The following is a 21,955-nucleotide window of genomic DNA, read 5'->3' as shown; positions in this document are numbered from 1 at the left end:
TGTTCTTGACGCCCCCTACGGCCCCGCAGCACGCTACTTCAGCTCACCGCTGTCATACCCGCCCGCTAGACTTACTCCCCGTGTTCCCTATCGAGCCTTATTCTCCAGATGAAGCATCAGGTCTAAACAGTAGAAAGCTGCGCTTAGATCTGCAGCAAACCCTAGAGAACTGCATTGTCATCGACATCGAAACCACGGGGCTGCAGCCGCAGAATGAGCGCATCATTGAAGTCGCCGCCTTGCGAATCTGCAAAGGCAAGCTACAGGATCAGTTCACTACTCTTCTCAACCCGCGGCGCAGCGTTCCTCAGGCAATTACAGACCTCACAGGCATTTCCGACGGCCTGTTGGCGGACAAGCCCAGCTTCGCCGACGTAATGCCTGAGCTGCTTAGCTTCCTCCGGGATACGTCGAGCCCAAGTACAGCGGGGATACCGCGCCTTGTGGACACTCCACGTCTTGTAGGGCACAACGTCTCCTTTGACTTCTCCTTCCTCCAACACGAAATCCTCCGCGCTCAGCTGGGCGATGGGGCCGAAACTAGCCTGGCAAACCCAGCAGAGCTCACCACTCAGCCTTATACCCCGCGCCTGGTGTGCACTGCGGAGGCTTCCCGCACACTCATTGCTAGAAAGTCGGTGGGGCGCTACCGGCTGGGAAACGTGGCGTCATACCTCAAGGTCCCCCATCGCCCGCTACACCGCGCAATGAGCGACGCACTAGCCACCTACGACGTCCTCCGGGCGCTATCGGCGCAATAGGCCCTCTCTGCGCTGCAAGAGACCGATTAACGCTTAACTCTTAAGTTGGAACAGCAAAAATCCCGCCCACCGGGTGGTGGACGGGATCTTCTCGAGCCTTATGTGAGAGCAGTTGAGTCAGCTCGAGTGGAGACTACTGGTCGAGCTCCTCGTGACGACGACGGTTCTCCTCGTTCAGTCGCTCGAACATCTCCTTCTGCTCCGCGTGGTTAGCCTCCTCGATACGCTCGGCCTTCTCCACGATCTCCGGGGAATCCGGGCTGAAGAAGCTACCGCGACCAGGCTGCCCAGCTGCGCCGAGCTCGTTCATGGTCTTCGGAACGTATGCACCCTGGTACTCCAGCGGGATCGGGTGGCCGTGCTCGTCGACCGGACCCAGCGGCTGGTGGACCTCGATGAAGCCACCGGAAGGCAGCTGGCGGATGGTGCCGGTTTCGATACCGTGTTCCAGAACCTCTCGATCGTTGCGCTGCAGGGAGATGCACAGGTGGTAGGTGATGAAGTACGCGATCGGCGGCAGCAGCACCAGGCCGATACGGCCAACCCAGGTCATCAGGTTCAGCGAGATCGTGAAGTGCAGTGCAACCAGGTCGTTACCACCGGAGATGGTCAGCAGCACGTAGAAGACCAGTGCCATGACGCCCAGTGCGGTACGAACCGGTACGTCGCGCGGACGCTGCAGCAGGTTGTGGTGGGCGCTATCGCCCGTCATCTTCTGCTCGATCCACGGGTAAGCGAACAGCAGCACAACCAAGAGACCCAGCAGCAAAGCTACCCAGAACACAGCCGGGATGGTGTAGTTACCGAGGTAGAGCTCCCATGCAGGCATGACACGTGCGGCACCGTCAGTCCACAGCATGTAGATATCCGGCTGGGAACCAGCGGAGACCTGAGACGGGTTGTACGGGCCGAGGTTCCAGATTGCGTTGATCTGGAAAAGACCAGCCATCAGGGCGACGACACCGAAGGTGATCAGGCCGAAGGAAGCAGCCTTCAGACCGAACACCGGGAGAATACGGACGCCGACAACGTTGTTCTCGGTACGACCCGGCCCAGGGAACTGGGTGTGCTTCTGGTACCAAACCAGTGCCAGGTGAGCGGCGATCAGAGCCAGCAGGATGCCCGGGATCAGCAGCACGTGGGCGATGTACAGGCGAGGAATGATGATCTCGCCCGGGAAGTCGCCAGCGAACATGATCCAGTGCAGCCAGGTACCGATGATCGGCAGGCCAACGATGATGGCGGACATAATACGCAGACCAACACCGGAGAGCAGGTCGTCCGGCAGGGAGTAACCCATGAAGCCCTCTGCCACGGACAGCAGCAGCAGGACACAGCCGATGACCCAGTTAGCCTCACGGGGCTTGCGGAATGCACCGGTGAAGAAGATGCGCATCATGTGAACCATGATGGACACTGCGAACAGCAGTGCAGCCCAGTGGTGCACCTGGCGGATAAACAGACCACCGCGAACCTCGAACGAGATGTCCAAGGCAGTGTGGTAGGCGGCGGACATCTCCACACCGTTGAGCGGTGCGTAAGCGCCGTCGTAGATCACCTTCGACATGGACGGATCGAAGAACAGCGTCAGGTAGACACCGGACAGGATCAGGATGATGAAGGAGTACAGCGCGATCTCACCGAGCATGAAGGACCAGTGAGTCGGGAATACCTTGTTAATTTGCGGGCGGATCAGGCCGGAGGCAGTGTACCGCTCGTCGATGTTGTTGGCCGCTTTAGCAGCGCGGCTCTGTTGTTTAGTGGTCATGAACGACGCTCCCAGAATGCCGGGCCGACAGGCTCGATGAAGTTACGGTCGGCGTACATGTATCCCTCTTCGTCCACCGAGATCGACAGCTCAGGTAGTGCGCGGGCTGCCGGTCCGAAGATCGGCTTACCGTACTGCAGTGCATCGAACTGAGATTGGTGGCACGGGCAGAGGATGCGGTTAGTTTGCTGCTCATACAGGGACGTAGGGCAACCGATGTGGGTACAAATCTTCGAGTAAGCGAAGTAGTCGCCGTAGTGGAAGTCCTCCTGTCCTTCGCGCAGGATGGCCTTATCGCCATCCTCCGGGCGCAGGCGGATCAACATGACGGCGTTGCGCGAGCCGTGGATGGAGTGCATGTGCTCCTCGTAGACATCGCGGTCCTTGTCGAACTTGTCGCCATCGTTGACCATGTCCTCGGTCAGCGGGAAGACGGTCTCCATGGAAGCTGCGTCCAGATCCTCCGGGCGCATGCGAATCAGGCGAGACACGCCCTTGGTGCTGAAGTGACCGTCGTGCTCCTCGGCGATAGCGCCGGTGTCGCGGCCCAGGTAGACCTTCTCGCCCTGCTCCACCAGCGTCCAGCCGGTAGTCCAGAGCGTACCGTCGCCCTGAATGCCCATTGCCTTGGCCTTCCAGGGGTTCTTGACGATGCCGCCCAGCGGCAGAGCGATAACCAGGCCAGCTAGAACCGCACCGGTACCGGCCAGACCGGCGATAACCGGGCGGCGACCCAGAGTGGAGGTCTTCCAAGAGTCGTTCAGCAGAGCGACCAGGGTGCGGCGGTCAACTTCCTCAGACGGGCCGTCGTGACGGGTCTGAACCGAAATCTCTTCCGGAACAAAGTTCTTGGTGTAGGCAACGATGGCCGCGCCGAGCAGGGTGATGCTCAGACCGGACGTGATGCCCAACAGCGGGGTGTAGATCGAGTACAGCCACAGGCCGTCCTCTTCCAGACCCTTGTGCTCCCAAGGCCAGAACAGGTAGACACCGATAAAAGCGATACCGAACAGGATCGACAGGGCCAGCAGAATGGTGACCTTGCTGCTCGCACGCTTCTCAGCGGGATCGTTGGCGATCGGGAAGCGTTCCTTGCGGTATGCAACCGTCACGCCGTCGAGCTCGGTACCCAGGCGGGCGAGCTCGTCGTTATTCATCTTCGACAGCTCTTCGTTGCTGTACTTCTTGTTGTTCTCACTCATGACCGCGATCCAATCCACATAGCGAAGGCAACGAGAACCACGATGCCGATAAACCACATGACCATGCCCTCAGTCACCGGGCCGATACCGCCCAAACCAAAGCCACCCGGGTTCGGCGATTCCTCAGCCGACTTGATGTAAGCAATGATGTCCTTCTTCTCGTCAGCAGTCAGCTGGCGATCGGAGAACTTAGGCATGTTCTGCGGGCCGGTCAGCATGGCCTGGTAGATCTCCTGCTCGTTGGCCGGAGCCAGCGGCGGAGCGTACTTACCACTGGACAGTGCGCCACCCTTACCCGTGAAGTTGTGGCAAGATGCACAGTTCAGGCGGAACAGATCGGAACCGCGAGCAACGTCAGCCGGGTCGATCTTGCCGTCCTTGTTGTTAGCGCCACGCAGGGACTCCATAGCGATCTCACCGTTGGCGTCGCGGACGATGCCCGGGCCACCACCGTTAGCGTTAACGTATGCGGCCAGCGCCAGTGCCTGCTGCTCGGAGTAACGCGGAGGCTTGCGTCCTGCCTGTGCCTCGTTGCGCAGCATCGGCATGCGGCCGGAGTGTACCTGGAAGTACACAGAGCCTTCGCCGACGCCGATCAGGGAAGGACCGCGATCCTTCACGCCCTGCAGGTTTGCACCGTGGCAGGTAATACAAGCAACCTCGTAGATTTCCTTACCCTGCTGTGCCAGATCTTCCGCGTTCTGCTCGGCAACGGCGTTCTGTGCATCGGGGGTCAATGCGTTGGCGAGGAAGCCCGCGCCCGTGAGCGCGAACAGCAAAGCCAACGCGCCGGCGAAGGCCTTGCGGACCTTCCGGCGGCGGCGTGCCTTAGCGGCACTGCCCTTCGAACCACTGGAGGCTTGCTCCGTGGTTGCGTTGGTGGAGTTGATATCCATCTTGTTCCCTTATTTGTTAGTCAATGGAATTGCGATGGGCTGTAGGCCGACTCTCTTCTTAAAGAGAAGAACCGACCTGGCCGGCCTACTGAATGAAGTAAATGGTGATCCACAGGCCGATCCACACGACGTCGACGAAGTGCCAGTAGTAGGACACAACGACAGCGGCGGTGGCCTGTGCCGGGGTGAACTTCGACTTCGCGGTCCTTAGCAGCACCACGAGGAAGGCGATAACACCGGCGAGCACGTGCGCACCGTGGAAGCCTGTCGTGATGAAGAAGACCGATCCGTAGACGGATCCAGGGATGGTGGTTCCGTGCTGCACCAAGTGAACGTACTCGTAGCCCTGGCCGATGAGGAAGATAGTTCCCAGCAGTGCGGACAGTGCGTACCACTTGCGTAGCGCGAAGACGTCACCCCTCTCCGCCGCGAAGACGCCCCACTGAGCAGTGAACGAAGAACTGATCAGGATGACCGTAATCGTTGCCGCAAACGGCACGTTCAGCTCGGTGGGCTCGGACGGCCAATTGCCGCCAGAGTTGGCCTTGGACACGAAGTACATCGCGAACAGGCCAGCGAAAAACATCAATTCCTGAGACAGGAACACAATCGTGCCGACACTGACCATGTTGGGTCGGTTCAGTGTCGCAACACGTTGTGGTGCTGCCATACCTGGGTTTTCAACTGCGCTCGTCACGCATAACAGTATGGCCGTTTCGAGCCCGATAGTCGATTCACCTCAGCGGTTTTCTGGAAGCAATCTGTAAAATCGCAGGTGAAACCTTGGATAAACCTGAAAGCCAACCCCGTTAGGGGCTAGTGGGAACTTTTCTGCCCCCACATCCGACGAGTTACATAACGACAGGTCAAATGCCACTTTCGTCAAGGGCTGACACACCGACCACCCCACTATGGGGCTAACCGCCCCGTCATCCCCCGGTGCTCCCCCAACGGCCTTTTCTACGGATTCGATCTCTAGGGGCGCGCCTCCCCAAAGGCGTCCGCGCCCCCACGCACCTAATAGACTGGGTAGTGCAGTATGTATTTACTCAGTGTGCCGATGCGTGGCACAGGTTCCTGACAGGAAGGTGCGTCGAAGCAGCTATGTCCCCCACTACCCCACGTTCCGTAGAAACCAGCGGCCTTAGCCCAGAACAGCTACCACCCAGCTACTTCACGTGGCCGGGCCTGCTTGGGCGGCTAGGCAAGGGCCAGGAGCTTAGCGAGGCTCAGGTTCGCTGGGCGATGAACGAGATTATGGAGGGCAACGCTACCGACGCGCAGATCGCCGCTTTTGCCTTCGGCATCCGCGTGCGTGGCATCACCGCCGCCGAGCTGGCCGCCGCGGCCGAGACGATGACTAGCTTCGCCACGTCGGTCGACTTCTCCGACGTCCCGAACTGCGTGGACATCGTGGGTACGGGCGGCGACGGCCACCACACAGTCAATATCTCCACCATGGCTTCTTTCGTAGTCAGCGCCGCGGGCGTGCCGGTGGTTAAGCACGGCAACCGCGCCGCTAGTTCCAAGTGCGGTGGAGCGGACATGCTGGAGGCCCTGGGTCTGGACATCGAGCGCTCCCCCGAAGGGATCCGCCAGGATGCGCACGACACGGGCTTCGCCTTCATGTTTGCCAAGACCTACCACCCGGCGATGCGTTTCGCCGGCCCCGTCCGTAGCCAGCTGGGCGCCCCCACCATCTTTAACCTGCTGGGCCCCATGACAAACCCCGCCTACCCCAAGTTCGGCCTGATCGGCTGTGCCTTCAAGGAGTTCATGCCCATCATGGGTGGCGCATTCGCCCGCCAGGGAAGCCGCGTTCTCGTGGTGCGGGGCATGGACGGTATGGACGAGATCTCTGTGTGCACCCCTACCGAGGTCGTTACTGTTGACGCCAACGGCCGCACCGGCGAGGAAGTTATTAACCCTCGCAACGTCGGCCTCGACTTCTACGAGGATGGCAGTCTGGCGGGTGGCGACGCTGAGTACAACGCGGACGTAGCCGTGCGCCTGATGAAGGGCGAAATCTCGGGCGCTATCAAGGATGCTGTCTTGATCAACGCTGCCGGCGCCTTGACGGCCGTGCAGGGCTGGGAGGAGAAGGGGTTCCAGGAAGCCCTTCGCGAGCAGGTGCAGGTTGCCCGCGAGGCTCTGGAATCCGGTGCCGCCCTCAAGCAGATGGAAAAGATCATCGGCAAGGAGTTTTGATCCGGTGGCGCCTGAGGGCGTCACCAAATAAAAGAACTCCCCCTCCGAGTTAGTCCTAAAGACTGGCGGAGGGGGAGTTTTTAGTGAAGTGTGAAGTTTAGTGCTTTTCCGGCGGCAGGCCGTACTGCAGGTTCAGCATCGTGGCTGCCCAGATCAGCATGACCGCGCCGAAGGCAACCAGCCAGAGGTGCCACCAGGCCAGACCAGCACCCATCACGACGATGGAGACGGTCATCCAGAACGGCCAGATGGAGCTTGCGGAGAAGAAGCCCAGCACGCCAGCGCCGTCTTCGATCTCTGCCTCTTCCCAGTCGTCCGGGCCGATGTCGGTCTTGGAGGCGGTCAGGTGAAGGTAACCACCGAGCATGAAGGATAGCAGGGTGGCCATGACCAGGCCGGTGCCACCAGCCCACTCAACGCCCATGATGTTGCCGGCATCATCCACGGAGGAGGTGACGATGAAGTAGAACACCGTAACCACAATGAAGAAGGTACCGACGCTGTAGAAAAGCTTTGCACCAGAGTTCATTTGCTTATCTCTCTTCCTTAATTAACCTTGCGCTCCGCTTCTTAAGCGGCGTTGCGGTCCTTGTAGTTCTCGTTCGGAGTACGAGTGCCGGTGCGGTCGGACTCGAACGGGTGGGTGGAGGTTGCGTAGCCTTCCTCACCGATGGCCTTCAGAGCCTCAGAGTTCGGAGCCTCCGGGTTGTCCTTGCGGAACTGGATGTACTGCTCGAACTTCTCCGGGGAGACAACGCGCAGCTCGAAGTTCATCATTGCGTGGTAGGTACCGCACATTTCAGCACAGCGGCCCACGAATGCGCCTTCCTCGTCGATGGACTCAACCTGGAAGCGACGCTCGGAGCGGTTCTCGCTCGGGTGCGGGAACACGTCGCGCTTGAACAGGAACTCCGGGATCCAGAAGGAGTGAACAACGTCAGCGGAAGCCAGATCGAACTCGATCGGGGTGCCGGACGGAACGACCAGAACCGGGATCTCCTGGGTGGTGCCCACGGTCTCGATCTTGTTGTAGTTCAGGTAGCTGAGGTCATCCTTGGAGTTGCCGTGGATCGGGCCCGGGATCTGGTTGCCGTGCTCGTCCAGGTTCTCTGCAGGCTTCTTGGAGTCCTCTGCACGAGCCTGAGCCTTCTCGTCTACGCCCTTGTACTCCTGGCCGCCGTTCAGCTCGGAGGCGATCTCCCTGTAGCCGAACTTCCAGTTCCACTGGTAGCCGGTCACGTCAACGACCACCTTCGGGTCCTTATCCAGGGCCGTTGCGCGGTCCTGCGCCTGAATGTTGAAGAAGAACAGGCCACAGACGATCAGAACCGGCAGGGTGGTCAGAACCAGCTCCAGCGGAACGTTGTAGCCGGTCTGGCGCGGGAACTCGTCCTCGCCGCGCTTCTCGGCCTTCTTAGCGCTAGACCTACCCACGTTCACAAACAGCAGCACCCACATGATGATGCCGATGATCCAGGCGACGACCCAGACCCACACCCACAGGTTGCCCATTTCCTTGGACTCCGGGGTGATGCCCTTCGGCCAGCCCATGCGCAAGAAGTTAAAGAAACCGTTCTCCGGCGGGGCGACAGTACAGCCGGAAAGAACCAGGCCAGCTAGACCCAGTACACCGGCGAGGCCAATACGGCGAGTCAAACCGTGCTTATTTCGCTGTTCCACGCGAGTTTGCCTTCCTCATTCACACGTCACTTTGCGTTGTAGGCCTTGAGGTCTACCCCGCGCCTGCAGTTCGCGCGCGATAGATAGACCTACAACCACTTCACTTAAAGAACCTTAGACCATTAACAGGACATTGCCACCATCGCGGAACGGGATTTTCCCTTTTCGGGGGTTGGCGGCTACCCACATTGCCCCCACACGGGTTAGGCGGGAGCCTGCGCAGTGCATGGCTCCCGCCGTTGTGGAGGTTTTTTGGGGTGCTCTCCCCTAGTCCCCTAGCACCCTAAAGCGCCCTAGAACTTATTCATCTCGATCACTCCGGCTCCGCCGATGTTGCGCAGGTTTGCGCGGGCCAGGTCGACCATGCGCCCCACTCCGCCCTCAAATACGGTGCGCGTTGCAGAGCGGGAGAAGCCCATCATCATTTCCCAAGTGATGTTCGGCGGTAGGCTCAGTGCGTTCGGGTCGGTAACAACGTCCACCAGCACCGGGCCGTCGTAGGCCAGCGCTTCCTTAATGCCACTCTCCACGTCCGCCGGATCCTCGATGCGGATCGCCTTGATGCCGATGGCGTCTGCGATCTTGGCGAAGTTCACGTGCTCGTGGTCAGTTTCGTGCTCGGGCAGGCCGGCGACCATCATCTCCAGCTTCACCATGCCCAGCGAGGAGTTATTAAAGACCACAATGTTGACTGGCAGGTCGTGCAGCTTGGCGGTCAGCAGCTCGCCCATGAGCATCCCCAGGCCGCCGTCGCCGGAGAAGGAGATCACCTGACGGTCGCGGTCTGCGGCCTGCGCCCCCAGTGCCTGCGGCAGCGCATTGGCCATGGTGCCGTGGCGGAAGGAGCCGATTTCTTCACGCTTGCCGTTCGGCGTGATGTAGCGGGCACCCCAGACGTTGCACATGCCGGTATCGATGGTGAAGATGGCATCCTCGGCCGCCAAGCGGTCGATCGTATCGGCAACGTACTCAGGGTGGATAGGCTTCGACTTGCCTGCCTTCTTGGTGTAGGCGTCCACCACGTGGTTCAGCGCCCGCGCGTGGTTGCGCAGCTGCTTATCCAGGAAGCTGCGGTCGGTCTTTACCTCGATGTGTGGCAGGATCGTGTCGATCACCGCACCGACGTCGCCGACCACTGGGTAGTCGATGGTGGTGCGGCGGCCGATGTGGGAGCCGTCGATGTCCACCTGCGCCACGTTGCCGGTGGGCAGGAAGTCGGTGTACGGGAAGTCGGTGCCCAGCAGGATAAGCAGGTCAGCGTCGTACATCGCCTCGCGCGCCGCACCGTAGCCCAGCAGGCCGGACATGCCGACGTCGAATGGGTTGTCGTACTGGATGTGCATCTTGCCGCCGAAGGCGTGGCCGACCGGAGATTTAATCTTCTCTGCCAGCTTGAGCACTTGCTCTCGAGAGTTTTTGACGCCCTCACCGCAGAACAAAGTGACGGTCTCGGCATCGTTGATCGCCTTGGCCAGGCGGGCTGCTTCCTCGGCATCCGGGTACAGCACGGGGCGCCCCTTGGCGTACACCGAGTCGATGAAGCCTTCCTCCTCGATTTCCTGGGAGGATACGTCGCCGGGGATGACCAGCACGCTAACACCGTTGCCGGCCAGCGTGGACTGGATGGCGTGGTGCAGCACCTTTGGCCCCTGTGCTGCGGAGTTCACCATCTCGCAGTAACCGGAGCACTCCTGGAATATCTGCTCCGGGTGGGTCTCCTGGAAGAACTGGCTGCCGATCTGCACGCTCGGGATGTGGGAGGCAATGGCCAGCACCTTCGCACCGTTGCGGTGGGAATCATAAAGCCCCTGAATCAAGTGGGTATTGCCCGGGCCGCAGGAAGCGGCGCACACGGCTAGTTCGCCGGTGACGAGGGATTCCGCGCCGGCGGCGAAAGCCGCGGCTTCCTCGTTGCGCACGTGGATCCATTCAATGGAGGACTGGCGAACCTCGTCAACGATCGGGTTCAGGCTATCGCCCACCAGCCCGAAGATCCGCTTAACGCCTTGCTTTTCTAGAGTCTTTACCAGCTGAGATGCGAAGTTTTTAGCCATGCCTCCAAGGCTACGCGGGGCTTAACGTCAGCGCATGGATCGCTAGACAGTCTCACAGAAGTGAATTCATGTAATGCACATCACTCAGGCACTAGATAACCCCTGTGCTCAATGACTCAGTTTTAAAACGCTCTCCGCCCCGCCGTGGCAACTAGCCCACCTCTACCCCACCCGCGTAAAGTCAGGACGCATGTGTGGATTGCTTGGAATCATTGCGGCGAACAGCGCCGCGGAAAATTTCGTTGAGGCTGTAGAGGGCGCACTCCCCTGCATGCACCACCGAGGCCCGGACGATAGCGGCACGTGGCACGACCGAGATGTTGTGTTCGGCTTCAACCGACTATCCATCATCGACTTGGAGCACTCGCACCAGCCTCTGCAGTGGGGCCCGGAGGGCGAGGAAGACCGCTACGCACTGACGTTCAACGGCGAGATCTACAACTACGTCGAGCTGCGCGAGGAGCTCAAGGAAGCTGGCTATACCTTTAATACTGAGGGCGACGGCGAGACCATCGTGGTGGGCTTCCACCATTGGGGCGCCGACGTGGTGAACCACCTGCGCGGCATGTTCGCTTTTGCCGTGTGGGATTCCAAGGAAAAGAAGCTGTTCCTGGCCCGCGACCAGTTCGGCATCAAGCCGATGTACATCGCCACCACCGAGGCAGGCACCGTCTTCGCCTCGGAGAAGAAGTGCATCCTGTCGATGGCAGAAGCTCTGGGTCTGAACCTGGACCTGGATATCCGTGCCATCGCGCACTACACGGATCTGCAGTACGTCCCGGAGCCGGAGAGCCTGCACAAGCACATCCGCCGCCTGGAATCCGGCAGCTACGGTTTCGTAACCCCCGGCGGGAAGATCGAGGAAACTCGCTGGTTCGAGCCGCGCTTCCCGGTCAAGAAGGTCGCGGCCGGCGACGAGGAGGCCGTGTTCCAGCGCATCGCCGAGGCCTTAGAGGACTCTGTAGCCAAACACATGCGTGCGGATGTCACTGTCGGCTCCTTCCTCTCCGGCGGCATCGACTCCACCGCCATCGCAGCGCTGGCTAAGCGCCACAACCCGGATCTTCTGACCTTCACCACCGGCTTCGAACGCGAGGGCTACTCCGAGGTCGACGTGGCCGCGGAGTCCGCCGCCGCCATCGGCGCCGAGCACATCGTGAAGGTGGTCAGCCCGGAGGAGTACGCCGAGGCGATCCCGAAGATCATCTGGTACCTGGACGATCCGGTGGCCGACCCGTCACTGGTTCCGCTGTACTTCGTCGCACAGGAGGCCCGCAAGCACGTCAAGGTGGTGCTCTCCGGCGAAGGCGCCGACGAGCTCTTCGGCGGCTACACCATTTACAAGGAACCGTTGAGCCTGGCGCCTTTCGACAAGATCCCCTCCCCGCTGAAGCGCGTGCTGTCCAGCGTTGGCAACGCGCTGCCCGAGGGCATGCGTGGCAAGTCCCTGCTGCAGCGCGGCACCATGCCAATGGAGGATCGCTACTACGGCAATGCGCGTTCCTTTAACTACCAGCAGCTGGAGCGCGTGCTGCGCGAGATCCGCCCTGAGTGGGATCACCGCGAGGTCACGGCGCCGATCTACGCGAAGTCCAAGGACATGGACCCGGTTGCGCGGATGCAGCACCTGGACCTGTTCACCTGGATGCGCGGCGACATCCTGGTGAAGGCCGACAAGATCAACATGGCAAACTCCCTGGAGCTGCGCGTGCCGTTCCTGGATAAGGTCGTCTTCGACGTGGCGGAAACCCTCCCCCACGAGCTCAAGATCTCGCACGGCACCACCAAGTACGCGCTGCGTAAGGCGCTGGAGCGCATCGTCCCGCCGCATGTTTTGCACCGCAAGAAGCTGGGCTTCCCGGTACCGATGCGCCATTGGCTGGCCGGCGACGAGCTCTACGGCTGGGCGAAGGAGAACATCGAGGCCTCGCAGACCGACCACATCTTCAACAAGGCGGAGGTGCTGAAGATTCTGGACGAGCACCGCGTAGCGATGAACACCGGCTCCGGCCCGGACCACTCCCGCCGGCTGTGGACCGTCATCGCTTTCATGGTCTGGCACGGCATTTTCGTCGAGGATCGTATCGATCCGCAGATCGACCAGCGCCAGTACCCGGTCGACCTCTAGCACCTCTAGAGCTCGCCGCCCCGCTCTAGACGCTAAAGACCCGAAAACGCCCCCGAGGGAATTCATCCCTAGGGGGCGTCATTAATAAGAGCAGCTAGAACTCGAACAGACCGGCCGCTTAGCTGAAGGAGTCGCCACAGGCACAGGAGCCGGAAGCGTTCGGGTTGTCGATGGTGAAGCCCTGGGACTCGATGGTGTCCGCGAAGTCGATCTTCGCGCCCATCAGGTACGGGGAGGACATGCGGTCCACAACCAGGTTCACGCCCTCGTACTCGTCCACCAGATCGCCATCCAGGGAGCGATCATCGAAAAACAGCTGGTAGCGCAGGCCCGCACAACCGCCCGGCTGCACTGCGATGCGCAGGGAAAGATCGTCGCGGCCTTCCTGTGCCAGCAGGGCGCTGGCCTTCTGCTGGGCAGCCTCGGTCAGCTCCACACCGGTGACCTTCTCTGGAGCAGTCATGTTGGTCCTCCTCAATAAATGACCGAATTTTTGAATTGGCTTTGCTCACAAGCTACGCCTCATTGTTCCACAACGCCACTGCCCTCTAGGGTTATTCCCGCGACAGCGATATTTCTCCGCGTTCCCGCGCTAGTGTTTTGGTTTTGTTCCCCTGCCCTCCTGCTCTAGCCTGTTACATGTGAAAATGCCATGGAAGAAGCAGGAAAAGGTCGCCGACTCAGCCGAGGATCAGGTCTCGCCACAGGATGCGGATACGTCGACTGAGGTAGACAGCGACGCAGACGGTGGCGTCACTCAGGAAAAGAACTCCAAGGCCTTTACACCGAAGAAGGGCAAGGCCACCCCGAAGCGCAACGAGCAGGAGCGCAAGCACGGCGTGCGCCGCAGCGCCTACACCGCCCCCGCCACCCCGAGCGAGGCGCGCAAGCAGCGCAAGGAGCTCAAGGCCTCCATGTCCAAGGAAGAATACAAGGCCATGAAGCAGCGCCAGAAGGACGAGGCGAACCGCGAGCGGCGCCGCGCCAACCAGCGCATGATGGCCGGCGACGAGGATTACCTCATGGACCGCGACAAGGGACCGGAGAAGCGCTTCGTCCGCGACTGGATCGATTCCCGCCGCTACATGATGAATTTCTTCCTGCCGCTGGCGCTGCTGGTCATCGTCATCATGATCTTCGGCATGTCCAACCCGAACATCGCCAACCTGGCTTCGCTGGTGATGATGATCGTGTTCCTCATCATGATCGGCGAGGGCATTTGGCTTGGTCGCCGCATCAATCGCGAGGTCAACGAGCGCTTCCCGGACAACCCGCACGGCAAGTTCAGCCTGGGTCTGTATGCGTTCACCCGCGCCACGATGATCCGCCGCCTGCGCACCCCTGCCCCGCAGAAGCAAATCGGCGACAGCGTATAGGCCGACAGCGTTTAGACTGAAACCCATGGCTTCTACGACCTCCGCCCCGAACTTCCCGCCTATCGTCCCGCCGGACGAGGCCACGCGCAGTCGAGCCGAGCAGCTCCGTAACACTGCGCCGACGAAGGCCGGCATTCCGGCTGGTTCGCTGGGCAGACTGGAGGGTGTCGCCTCCTGGATCGCCGCCTGCCAAGGTTCCGCCCCCGCCGAGGCCTTGAAAACGGCGCGGCTGGTTATAGTGACCGGCGAGCACGGGGTGGCCGAGGAGCACCCGGAGATCTCCGCCCTGCCGAACGACTTTAATGCCCAGGTGCGGCAGAACCTGGCCGATGCGACTGCCCCGATTGTGGATGCCTGCAGGTCGGCACGAGTTTCTCTTTCTATTCTGGACGCCACGTTGGGTTCTCCCTCCGGTGCCATCGACACCACGGACGCGTTGAGCCCCGAGGATTATGTCAGGCACCTGCGGCGCGGCATGCGTTTCGCCGACGAGGAGGCGGACAAGGGCACACAGTTGTTGCTCTTGGGTGACATGGGGCGGGGGCTGACCACGGTAGCCGCTGCGGTGATCGGCAGCGTGTGCAGCGTGGAGCCGGTGAAGATCATCGGCCGGGGTTCCGGCATCGACGACGAGGCGTGGAAGTCAAAGGTGGCGGTGATCCGCGATGCGATGTTCCGCGTGCGCGACGACAAGGCGGTGGCCGCGCGGGTACTGCAGCAGATCGGCTCGGCCGACCTGGTGGTGATGGCGGGGATTCTGGCACAGTCGGCGGTGCGCCGCACTCCCGTGATCTTCGACGGCGTGGGCGCTGCTGCGGCGGCACTGTGCGCGGAGATGCTGGCACCGGGGGCCGCCGCGTGGTGGCTGGCGGCTTCGGCAGGTACGGAGCCCGCTGCCCTCCCGGCGCTCAATGCGCTGGGCTTGGAACCACTGCTGGATTTGCAGCTCGGCACCGGCCAGGGGCTGGGCGCCGTCCTGGCCTTGCCGATGGTGCGTTACGCGGTGGCTGCCTGCTCCACCAGCGTGTAGAGCCAGCCGTGGTTGTCGGCGACGCGGCCGTTCTGGATGCCCGTCAGCTGCTCGCGCAGGCGCATGGTCACCGGACCGGTCTGGCCGCCGTTGACCTGGAATTCGCCGGATTCGTCCTTCACAGTGCCGACCGGGGTGACAACGGCTGCGGTGCCGCAGGCGAAGGCCTCCGTCATGGCACCGGACTTTGCGGCTTCCTTCCACTCGTCGGTGGAGATGCGACGCTCCTCTACCTTGTAGCCCAGGTCGCGGGCCAGCTCCAGCAGGGAAAGGCGGGTAACGCCCGGCAGTAGCGAGCCGGACAGTTCAGGCGTGACCAGCGTGACGTTGCCTTCGCCGCCGTCCTCGCTGCCGAAGACGAACGCCAGGTTCATGCCGCCCATCTCTTCGATGTACTTGTGCTCGGTTGCGTCCAGCCATACCACCTGGTCGCAGCCTTCCTTTTGCGCGGAGGCCTGCGCTGCCAGGGAGGCCGCATAGTTACCGGCGAACTTCGCCGCGCCGGTGCCGCCGGGGGCAGCGCGAGTGTATTCGGTAGAAAGCCACACGCTGACCGGGTTGATGCCGCCGGAGAAGTAGGCGCCTGCCGGGGAGGCGATCACGAAGAAGGTGTAGCTGCTGGCTGGGTGCACACCTAGGCCGACTTCGCGGGAGATCATGAACGGGCGCAGGTACAGGGATTCTTCGCCACCGCCCTGCGGAACCCAGCGCTGGTCGATGTCCACGATCTGGCGAAGGGATTCCAGGAACAGCTCCTCCGGCAGCTCCGGCATGGCCATTCGGGCGGCGGAGTTCTGGAAGCGGCGGGCATTCTGCTCCGGGCGGAAGGTGACGATCTTGCCACCTTCACCGCGGTATGCCTTCAGGCCCTCAAAGATGGCCTGGCCGTAGTGGAACACACTGGATGCTGGGTCCATCTGGACCTGCTGGTAGGGCTCAACGCGGGCGTTGTGCCAGCCCTCTTCTGTGTTCCAGTCGATGGCGACCATGTGGTCAGTGAAGTACTTGCCGAAGCCGGGTGCAGAGAGAATCTCGGCGATCTTGTCGTCGGTCACCGGGTTCTCGGTGCGGGTGACGGTGAACTCCACCTGGAAGCTCTGCTGGGCCTTTGGGGTCTGGGGGTTTGCCTCTGGAGTAGTCATGTGTCCCAGACTACTCTGCCGTTCCACAAAAGTGTGAGGGGGCTAACAATTTCTGGGAGGTCCCTCCCACCGATCTACCGTCAGGCGATTCTGGGTAAAGTGAAAGCAGCGAACAACGATTTTAGAAGAACCTGCAAGACTCATATTCATTCGTATTCATTCATATTCATAAGGACATAAGGAGTAGTCGATCCCCCTATGACCGCCACCAACTCTTCCTCCCCCATCACCGGCCTGCCATCCCGCGGTTTCGTCCCGCAGATGTCGCTGGTCCACACCGATTCCACTCTCGAGGACAACGGCACCGCCACCCCATCGGTCATCGACACGCTGGTCATCCCGGTCTTCGAAGGTGAGGCTGGTCTGGAGCTTACTGGTGCTCCTATTGACGCCCTCACGGCCGAGCAGCAGCTGGAAATGTGGAAGCTGCTTATTTCCGTCGGCGCCAAGGGCACTGCTGGCGAGGTCACAGTAATCCCCAACCTCTCGGCCGAGCGCCGTAGCGAGGTCGTCTCGACCGGCAACCTGTCCGCTCAAGTGCAGGAATCCACCGTCGAGCCAGAGACTGCAGAAGGTCTTGTTGAAGCCGGCGCTGGAGCTACCGGCCCGGAGAAGATCCTGGCAATCGGTATGGGGCCGGCCGATGAGGTGTCTGCAGAGGACGTCCGCGTGGCCGCAGGCGTGTCGTCCCGAAGCATCAAGAAGCCCGAACAACAAGAGGGCCAAGAAAAGGCCGCGGCGCGTGGCGCGCGAGTGGTGAGTGCCCTGGGCCTGCTGGGCGCAGAAGCCGCACTGGTCGGCCACGCGCTGGGAGCCTACGAGTACCGGGGGCTGAAGACGGCCGAGCACACGCCCGCGATCGAATCGATTGAGGTGCTGACCGGCGAGGATCCGGCGGACACCCTGGAGCACGCGCAGGCCACCGTGCGGGCAGTGGCGCTGGCACGTGACCTAGTGAACACCCCGTCGAACGTGCTGTACCCGGAAAGCTACGCGGGCATCATCGCCGAGGCGGCAAAGCACACGGACGTGACGGTGGAGGTGCTGGACGAGGCCGCTCTGGAGGAGCAGGGCTTCGGCGGCATTCTGGGCGTTGGCCAGGGTTCGGCGCGCGGGCCGCGTCTGGTGCGTCTGGACTACAACCCGGACAAGATCGCTGAGGATTCCCCGCACGTGGCGCTGGTCGGCAAGGGCATCACTTTCGATACCGGCGGCATTTCCCTGAAGCCGCCGGCGAAGATGTGGAACATGATCTCCGACATGGGTGGCTCCGCGGCCGTCGTTGCAGCGGTGATCGCCGCAGCTGAGCTGAACATTCCGGTGCGGGTGACGGCCACCGTTCCGTTGGCGGAGAACATGCCCGGCGGGGAGGCCACCCGCCCCGGCGACGTGCTGCGCCACTACGGCGGCACCACCACCGAGGTGCTGAACACCGACGCAGAGGGCCGCCTGGTGCTGGCCGATGCCATCGTCCGCGCCTGCGAGGACAACCCGGACTACCTGATTGAAACCGCCACCCTGACGGGTGCGCAGATGGTGGCGCTGGGCGACCGCACGCCGGGCATCATGGGCTCGATGGATTTCCGCGACCGCGTGGCTATCATCTCCCAGCGCGTGGGCGATGCCGGCTGGCCGATGCCGCTGCCTGCGGAGCTGGGCGAGGCGCTGAAGTCGGACGTGGCGGACATCAAGAACATCTCCGGCAACCGCTGGGGCGGCATGTCCGTGGCGGGCCACTACCTGAAGAACTTCGTGGCCGAGGGCGTGCAGTGGGTGCACATTGACGTCGCTGGCCCGGCCTACAACGACGGTGCAGCATACGGCTACACCCCGAAGCGGGCAACAGGCTCGCCGGTGCGCACCATCATCGCCGCGTTGGAAGATATTGCGCTGAAGGGCTAGGCAGGCCGCGGCTAGGCGCTAGCCCGCGGGTCGCGCGCACCTGCGCGGGCGCGCCGGGGCTAGGCGTTAGTCCCCCTTCTCGGCGCGGCGCTGCTCAAATTGCGCGCGCCGTTCGCGCTGCTCCAGCCGCTTCTTGATCAACCGATCCCGCTCGATGCGATCACGCATGCGCTGCGGGTATCCGGTTTCCTCCGCGAAGTACAGGGGAATGCCAACAGACTGGGCTACCTTGTCTATGCCCTTCGGCCCGCCGATGCGGCGGCGCGTCCACTCCCCCTCGCTGTCGACCAGCACCACGGACATCTCGTTGACGATGGTTTCCGGCTCCACAAAACCCTCCACGCCCTTGCGGGTTCCGGCCCACTGCTGCAGGTAGGTCAGGTCCTTGGGGCGGATGGTCTCCTCCGGCGCACGCGGCGGTCGGGTGGAAGTATTTTTGTTCCGGCCGAAAAGATTGAACACGTTAGCCGATTCTAGTTCACATACCCGGCGGTTCCCCAAAGGTGCGCGGAGGCGGTGAGGGGGCGTCATGAAAAAGGAACGGAGGTAAAGGGCGAGGGGGCGCTCGGCGGAGCGGAGTCAAGGCGCGTAGACTTAGGTAGTATTTCAACCAAATAACCACAGCTGATTTCCGTTTAGCTTGAGGAGCTTCAAACACCATGGCGTACTCCGTCGAAATGCCCGAACTGGGCGAGTCCGTAACCGAGGGCACCGTTACTCAGTGGCTGAAGAAGGTCGGAGACAAGGTCTCCGTCGACGAACCGTTGCTGGAGGTATCGACCGACAAGGTTGATACGGAGATCCCGTCCCCCGCAAGTGGTGTGCTGCTGAAGATCATCGCCGAGGAAGACGACACTGTGGACGTCGGCGCCGTCATCGCCGAGATCGGTGAGGAGGGCGAAGAGCCTTCTGGTTCTGACGCCGACAGCTCCAGCGACGACGATTCCAGCGACGCTGCTGAGGAGTCCGGCGAGTCTGGTTCTGAGGAGTCTGAGTCCGCTTCTAGCTCCGACAACTCTGAGTCTGAGTCCTCTGACGACTCTGGTTCTGAGTCCGGTTCCGGTTCTGGTTCTGGCGAGGCCGAGGACGTCACCATGCCGGAGCTCGGCGAGTCCGTCACCGAGGGCACGATTACCCAGTGGCTGAAGAGCGTCGGCGACAAGGTTGAGGTCGACGAGCCACTGCTCGAGGTCTCCACCGACAAGGTCGACACCGAGATCCCGTCCCCAGTCGCCGGCACCCTGGTGGAGATCCTGGCCAACGAGGATGACACCGTAGACGTCGGCGAGGTCATCGCCCGCATCGGCGACGAGAGCGCAGCCAAGTCCGGTTCCTCCGATTCCTCTGACTCCGACTCCGACGAGAAGTCTGAGAAGTCCGAGGACAAGGCCGAGCCGAAGGCGGAGGAAAAGAAGGCTGAGGCTAAGGAGGCCGAGGAGAAGGCTGAAGAGAAGACCGAAGCCAAGACTGAGGCAAAGTCCGAGACCGAGTCCAAGTCCTCCAAGCCGGCTGCAAAGCAGTCGAAGCCTGCCGAGGGCAACCTCCCCTACGTCACTCCGCTGGTCCGCAAGCTGGCTGAGAAGCATGGCGTCGATCTGTCGAGCGTCGAGGGAACCGGGGTCGGCGGCCGTATCCGCAAGCAGGACATCCTGGCCGCAGCAGAAGGCACTTCCGCTTCGGGCTCCTCCGCTAAGTCCGCTTCTCCGGCTGGCCCGCGCGCTTCCTCCTACAAGGTGGACCCGTCCAAGCAGGAGCTGCGCGGCACCGTCAAGAAGGTAAACCGTATCCGCGAGATCACTGCGAAGACCACCCTGGATTCCCTGCACGCTGCAGCTCAGCTGACGCAGGTCCACGAGGTCGACATGACTCGCGTTGCCGAACTGCGCAAGGCCAACAAGCAGGCCTTCGCCGATAAGCACGGTGTGAACCTGACCTACCTGCCGTTCTTCGCAAAGGCAGCGGTCGAGGCTCTGATCTCCCACCCGAACGTCAACGCTTCCTACAACGCGAAGACCAAGGAGATGACCTACCACGAGCAGGTCAACCTGGGCATTGCTGTCGACACGGAGGCTGGCCTGCTGAGCCCGGTTATCCACAATGCGCAGGACATGTCCCTGCCGGAGCTGGCTCAGGCCATCGTGGACATTGCTGACCGCGCGCGCAACAAGAAGCTGAAGCCGAACGACCTGTCCGGCGGTACCTTCACCATCACCAACATCGGTTCCGAGGGCGCGCTGACCGACACCCCGATTCTGGTTCCGCCGCAGGCTGCCATGATCGGCACTGGCGCCATTGTGAAGCGCCCGGTGGTGCTGAGTGAGGACGAGGGCGAGGCTATCGCCATCCGCCAGATGGTCTTCCTGCCGATGACCTACGACCACCAGGTCATCGACGGCGCCGACGCAGGCCGCTTCATGTCCACCCTGCGTGACCGCCTGGAGAACTCGGACTTCACCGAGGACCTGGAGCTCTAAGCTAGGTTCTAGCTGACTAGGCAAGACGCCGGCCCCGCTACCCGCGGGGTCGGCGTTTTCTGTTTGGTGCCCCCTGGGGGATCCCCTCCTTCATCCTTTGTCTCAAGCCCGGCTTCGTAGCCCCTTCCCCGGCTCAAAATCCCCCTCCAGCGACCCCCGGAGCCCTTAAATGTCGGAAAAGTTGCAGTTTGTTAATGCTATCGGTTTTCGAATATACAAATGTGCAGGTCAAGAAGCTTTTAGGGAAGTGGAAACCAATCCCGATTTGAAGAAATGCAACTTTTGCGACATTTTGCGACATTTTGCGGCATTTAGTGGCTTTCAGGAGGCGCCAACCACCGGAGGCACCAGCATCAACGTCACCACCTGACATATGCAGCAACATCAGAATCTGCAGCCTCACTACAGACAGAATCTGGCGCCAGCGGGACAGCACCTAGCAAAACCCAGCGCCTACAGAACAGCTTCCAGCGGAACTTGGCGCCAGCGGGGACAGCACCCAGCAGCACCGCAGAACCACTGGAGTATCATCGCCACCATGGGATTCCAGCAAGGCAGCATCCGCAAAGTAAACATTGGCGCCGCCGGCACTGACAACCGCAGCGCCGGTGCCCGCGCCAGCGCAACCACTGCCACCGACATCGACATCCGCGACCTCGGCACCGTGGACTACGAGGACACTTGGCACCTCCAGGCAGACCTCGCTGCCCAGCGCGCCGAAGAAAAAATCCCAGACACCATCCTCCTACTCCAACACCCGCCGACGTACACTGCCGGCAAGCGCACCGAGGATTCCGACCGCCCCACCAACGGCCTGCCAGTAGTCGACGTCGACCGCGGAGGCCGCATCACCTGGCATGGGCCTGGCCAGCTGGTCGCATACCCCATCATCAAGCTGGCCGACCCAGTGGACGTGGTCGATTATGTCCGCCGCCTGGAGCAGGCGCTGATCCAGACTTGTGAAGATCTTGGCCTGCACGGCACCGGCCGCGTAGAGGGGCGTTCGGGCGTGTGGCTACCTGCGGGCGTTATTAATGGCGAGCTTAAGCCCGCACGTAAGATCGCCGCGATCGGCATCCGCGTGACGCGCGGTGTGACCATGCACGGAGTGTCCCTGAATTGCGACAACACCATGGAGTATTACGACCACATTGTGCCTTGTGGGCTGGCGGATGCGGGAGTCACGACGCTCACCGAGGAGCTGGGGCACGACGTTAGTGTTTCTGACGCCTACTCGTCCCTCGCCAGCAACCTCGTTGACGCTTTGAACGGTGATTTGCCGGTGCATTCCTAAGGGAGATTCCCACCCAGCGCCCGCGAGAATACCGAGGTGG

Annotated in this window: 18 protein-coding genes; 8 read left to right on the top strand and 10 right to left on the bottom strand. The window is 61.7% G+C overall.

Annotated features, from left to right (window positions below):
- Positions 1-80: 80 nt before the first annotated feature.
- Positions 81-761: a 3'-5' exonuclease gene (locus tag MHX63_RS06135; protein WP_239387702.1), complete on the top strand. Its 681-nt coding sequence runs from the start codon at positions 81-83 to the stop codon at positions 759-761.
- A 133-nt stretch (positions 762-894) separates the two neighbouring features.
- On the opposite strand, the gene MHX63_RS06130 is transcribed toward MHX63_RS06135, so the two are convergent.
- The 4 genes from MHX63_RS06130 to MHX63_RS06115 all read right to left on the bottom strand — a co-directional run bounded on the left by MHX63_RS06130 (position 895) and on the right by MHX63_RS06115 (position 5,324).
- A complete protein-coding gene (locus MHX63_RS06130) occupies positions 895-2,529 on the bottom strand; it encodes a cytochrome bc complex cytochrome b subunit (protein WP_239387701.1) in 1,635 nt (544 codons plus the stop codon).
- Positions 2,526-3,731, bottom strand: coding sequence for a ubiquinol-cytochrome c reductase iron-sulfur subunit (locus MHX63_RS06125; protein WP_239387700.1), 1,206 nt, complete (start codon positions 3,729-3,731; stop codon positions 2,526-2,528). The genes MHX63_RS06130 and MHX63_RS06125 overlap by 4 nt, the downstream gene beginning before the upstream one ends.
- Positions 3,728-4,627, bottom strand: coding sequence for a c-type cytochrome (locus MHX63_RS06120; RefSeq protein ID WP_239387699.1), 900 nt, complete (start codon positions 4,625-4,627; stop codon positions 3,728-3,730). Before MHX63_RS06120 ends, MHX63_RS06125 begins: the two co-directional genes overlap by 4 nt.
- A gap of 85 nt (positions 4,628-4,712) precedes the next feature.
- Positions 4,713-5,324 carry a heme-copper oxidase subunit III gene (locus MHX63_RS06115; RefSeq protein WP_034965190.1) on the bottom strand — a complete coding sequence of 204 codons (612 nt, stop codon included), beginning with the start codon at positions 5,322-5,324 and terminating at the stop codon, positions 4,713-4,715.
- 407 nt (positions 5,325-5,731) lie between these two features.
- On the opposite strand from MHX63_RS06115, the gene trpD reads away from it, so the two are divergent.
- Complete coding sequence (gene trpD, locus MHX63_RS06110) at positions 5,732-6,835, top strand: anthranilate phosphoribosyltransferase (protein WP_239387698.1); 1,104 nt, start codon at positions 5,732-5,734, stop codon at positions 6,833-6,835.
- A 97-nt stretch (positions 6,836-6,932) separates the two neighbouring features.
- Here trpD and MHX63_RS06105 read toward each other — a convergent pair whose 3' ends face one another.
- The 3 genes from MHX63_RS06105 to MHX63_RS06095 all read right to left on the bottom strand — a co-directional run bounded on the left by MHX63_RS06105 (position 6,933) and on the right by MHX63_RS06095 (position 10,569).
- Positions 6,933-7,364, bottom strand: a complete 432-nt coding sequence (locus MHX63_RS06105) for a cytochrome c oxidase subunit 4 (protein WP_239387697.1) — start codon at positions 7,362-7,364, stop codon at positions 6,933-6,935.
- 41 nt (positions 7,365-7,405) lie between these two features.
- Positions 7,406-8,515 (bottom strand): cytochrome c oxidase subunit II, encoded by a 1,110-nt coding sequence (locus MHX63_RS06100; RefSeq protein WP_239387696.1) that lies wholly within the window; start codon positions 8,513-8,515, stop codon positions 7,406-7,408.
- 293 nt (positions 8,516-8,808) lie between these two features.
- Entirely contained in the window at positions 8,809-10,569 is a 1,761-nt protein-coding gene (locus MHX63_RS06095; RefSeq protein WP_239387695.1) for a pyruvate dehydrogenase, read from the bottom strand.
- 190 nt (positions 10,570-10,759) lie between these two features.
- Between MHX63_RS06095 and asnB the strand changes: the two genes are divergently transcribed.
- Positions 10,760-12,697: an asparagine synthase (glutamine-hydrolyzing) gene (asnB, locus tag MHX63_RS06090; RefSeq protein WP_239387694.1), complete on the top strand. Its 1,938-nt coding sequence runs from the start codon at positions 10,760-10,762 to the stop codon at positions 12,695-12,697.
- Positions 12,698-12,815: 118 nt separating this feature from the next.
- Here the strand turns inward: asnB and MHX63_RS06085 are convergent, their stop codons facing one another.
- Positions 12,816-13,160 (bottom strand): iron-sulfur cluster assembly accessory protein, encoded by a 345-nt coding sequence (locus MHX63_RS06085; protein WP_034972061.1) that lies wholly within the window; start codon positions 13,158-13,160, stop codon positions 12,816-12,818.
- A 184-nt stretch (positions 13,161-13,344) separates the two neighbouring features.
- Here MHX63_RS06085 and MHX63_RS06080 point away from each other — a divergent pair, with 184 nt between their 5' ends.
- Together MHX63_RS06080 and MHX63_RS06075 are read left to right on the top strand one after the other, a co-directional pair.
- Positions 13,345-14,073, top strand: a complete 729-nt coding sequence (locus MHX63_RS06080) for a DUF3043 domain-containing protein (protein ID WP_239387693.1) — start codon at positions 13,345-13,347, stop codon at positions 14,071-14,073.
- Between the two features lie 25 nt (positions 14,074-14,098).
- Positions 14,099-15,103: a nicotinate-nucleotide--dimethylbenzimidazole phosphoribosyltransferase gene (locus MHX63_RS06075; RefSeq protein ID WP_239387692.1), complete on the top strand. Its 1,005-nt coding sequence runs from the start codon at positions 14,099-14,101 to the stop codon at positions 15,101-15,103.
- Here MHX63_RS06075 and MHX63_RS06070 read toward each other — a convergent pair.
- Positions 15,070-16,245: a branched-chain amino acid aminotransferase gene (locus MHX63_RS06070; RefSeq protein WP_239387691.1), complete on the bottom strand. Its 1,176-nt coding sequence runs from the start codon at positions 16,243-16,245 to the stop codon at positions 15,070-15,072. The genes MHX63_RS06075 and MHX63_RS06070 overlap by 34 nt on opposite strands.
- A gap of 198 nt (positions 16,246-16,443) precedes the next feature.
- Between MHX63_RS06070 and MHX63_RS06065 the strand changes: the two genes are divergently transcribed.
- Positions 16,444-18,147 (top strand): leucyl aminopeptidase, encoded by a 1,704-nt coding sequence (locus MHX63_RS06065; RefSeq protein WP_239387690.1) that lies wholly within the window; start codon positions 16,444-16,446, stop codon positions 18,145-18,147.
- A 66-nt stretch (positions 18,148-18,213) separates the two neighbouring features.
- On the opposite strand, the gene MHX63_RS06060 is transcribed toward MHX63_RS06065, so the two are convergent.
- Entirely contained in the window at positions 18,214-18,609 is a 396-nt protein-coding gene (locus MHX63_RS06060; RefSeq protein ID WP_239387689.1) for an oxidoreductase, read from the bottom strand.
- Positions 18,610-18,806: 197 nt separating this feature from the next.
- On the opposite strand from MHX63_RS06060, the gene sucB reads away from it, so the two are divergent.
- Positions 18,807-20,621 (top strand): 2-oxoglutarate dehydrogenase, E2 component, dihydrolipoamide succinyltransferase, encoded by a 1,815-nt coding sequence (sucB, locus tag MHX63_RS06055; protein ID WP_239387688.1) that lies wholly within the window; start codon positions 18,807-18,809, stop codon positions 20,619-20,621.
- Positions 20,622-21,159: 538 nt separating this feature from the next.
- Positions 21,160-21,915, top strand: a complete 756-nt coding sequence (gene lipB, locus MHX63_RS06050) for a lipoyl(octanoyl) transferase LipB (protein WP_239387687.1) — start codon at positions 21,160-21,162, stop codon at positions 21,913-21,915.
- The last annotated feature ends 40 nt before the right edge of the window (positions 21,916-21,955 follow it).

Source organism: Corynebacterium sp. ACRQK (genome assembly GCF_022345965.1).
Classification (GTDB): domain Bacteria; phylum Actinomycetota; class Actinomycetes; order Mycobacteriales; family Mycobacteriaceae; genus Corynebacterium.
This window is presented reverse-complemented; position numbering and strand designations above follow the sequence as displayed.

Bases quoted from the DNA above. Each gene is read 5' to 3' on its own strand.
- MHX63_RS06130 (WP_239387701.1), bottom strand. From the start codon at position 2,529: ATGACCACTAAACAACAGAGCCGCGCTGCTAAAGCGGCCAACAACATC.
- MHX63_RS06125 (WP_239387700.1), bottom strand. From the start codon at position 3,731: ATGAGTGAGAACAACAAGAAGTACAGCAACGAAGAGCTGTCGAAGATG.
- MHX63_RS06120 (WP_239387699.1), bottom strand. From the start codon at position 4,627: ATGGATATCAACTCCACCAACGCAACCACGGAGCAAGCCTCCAGTGGT.
- trpD (WP_239387698.1), top strand. From the start codon at position 5,732: ATGTCCCCCACTACCCCACGTTCCGTAGAAACCAGCGGCCTTAGCCCA.
- MHX63_RS06105 (WP_239387697.1), bottom strand. From the start codon at position 7,364: ATGAACTCTGGTGCAAAGCTTTTCTACAGCGTCGGTACCTTCTTCATT.
- MHX63_RS06095 (WP_239387695.1), bottom strand. From the start codon at position 10,569: ATGGCTAAAAACTTCGCATCTCAGCTGGTAAAGACTCTAGAAAAGCAA.
- asnB (WP_239387694.1), top strand. From the start codon at position 10,760: ATGTGTGGATTGCTTGGAATCATTGCGGCGAACAGCGCCGCGGAAAAT.
- MHX63_RS06085 (WP_034972061.1), bottom strand. From the start codon at position 13,160: ATGACTGCTCCAGAGAAGGTCACCGGTGTGGAGCTGACCGAGGCTGCC.
- MHX63_RS06080 (WP_239387693.1), top strand. From the start codon at position 13,345: ATGCCATGGAAGAAGCAGGAAAAGGTCGCCGACTCAGCCGAGGATCAG.
- MHX63_RS06075 (WP_239387692.1), top strand. From the start codon at position 14,099: ATGGCTTCTACGACCTCCGCCCCGAACTTCCCGCCTATCGTCCCGCCG.
- MHX63_RS06070 (WP_239387691.1), bottom strand. From the start codon at position 16,245: ATGACTACTCCAGAGGCAAACCCCCAGACCCCAAAGGCCCAGCAGAGC.
- MHX63_RS06065 (WP_239387690.1), top strand. From the start codon at position 16,444: ATGACCGCCACCAACTCTTCCTCCCCCATCACCGGCCTGCCATCCCGC.
- sucB (WP_239387688.1), top strand. From the start codon at position 18,807: ATGGCGTACTCCGTCGAAATGCCCGAACTGGGCGAGTCCGTAACCGAG.
- lipB (WP_239387687.1), top strand. From the start codon at position 21,160: ATGGGATTCCAGCAAGGCAGCATCCGCAAAGTAAACATTGGCGCCGCC.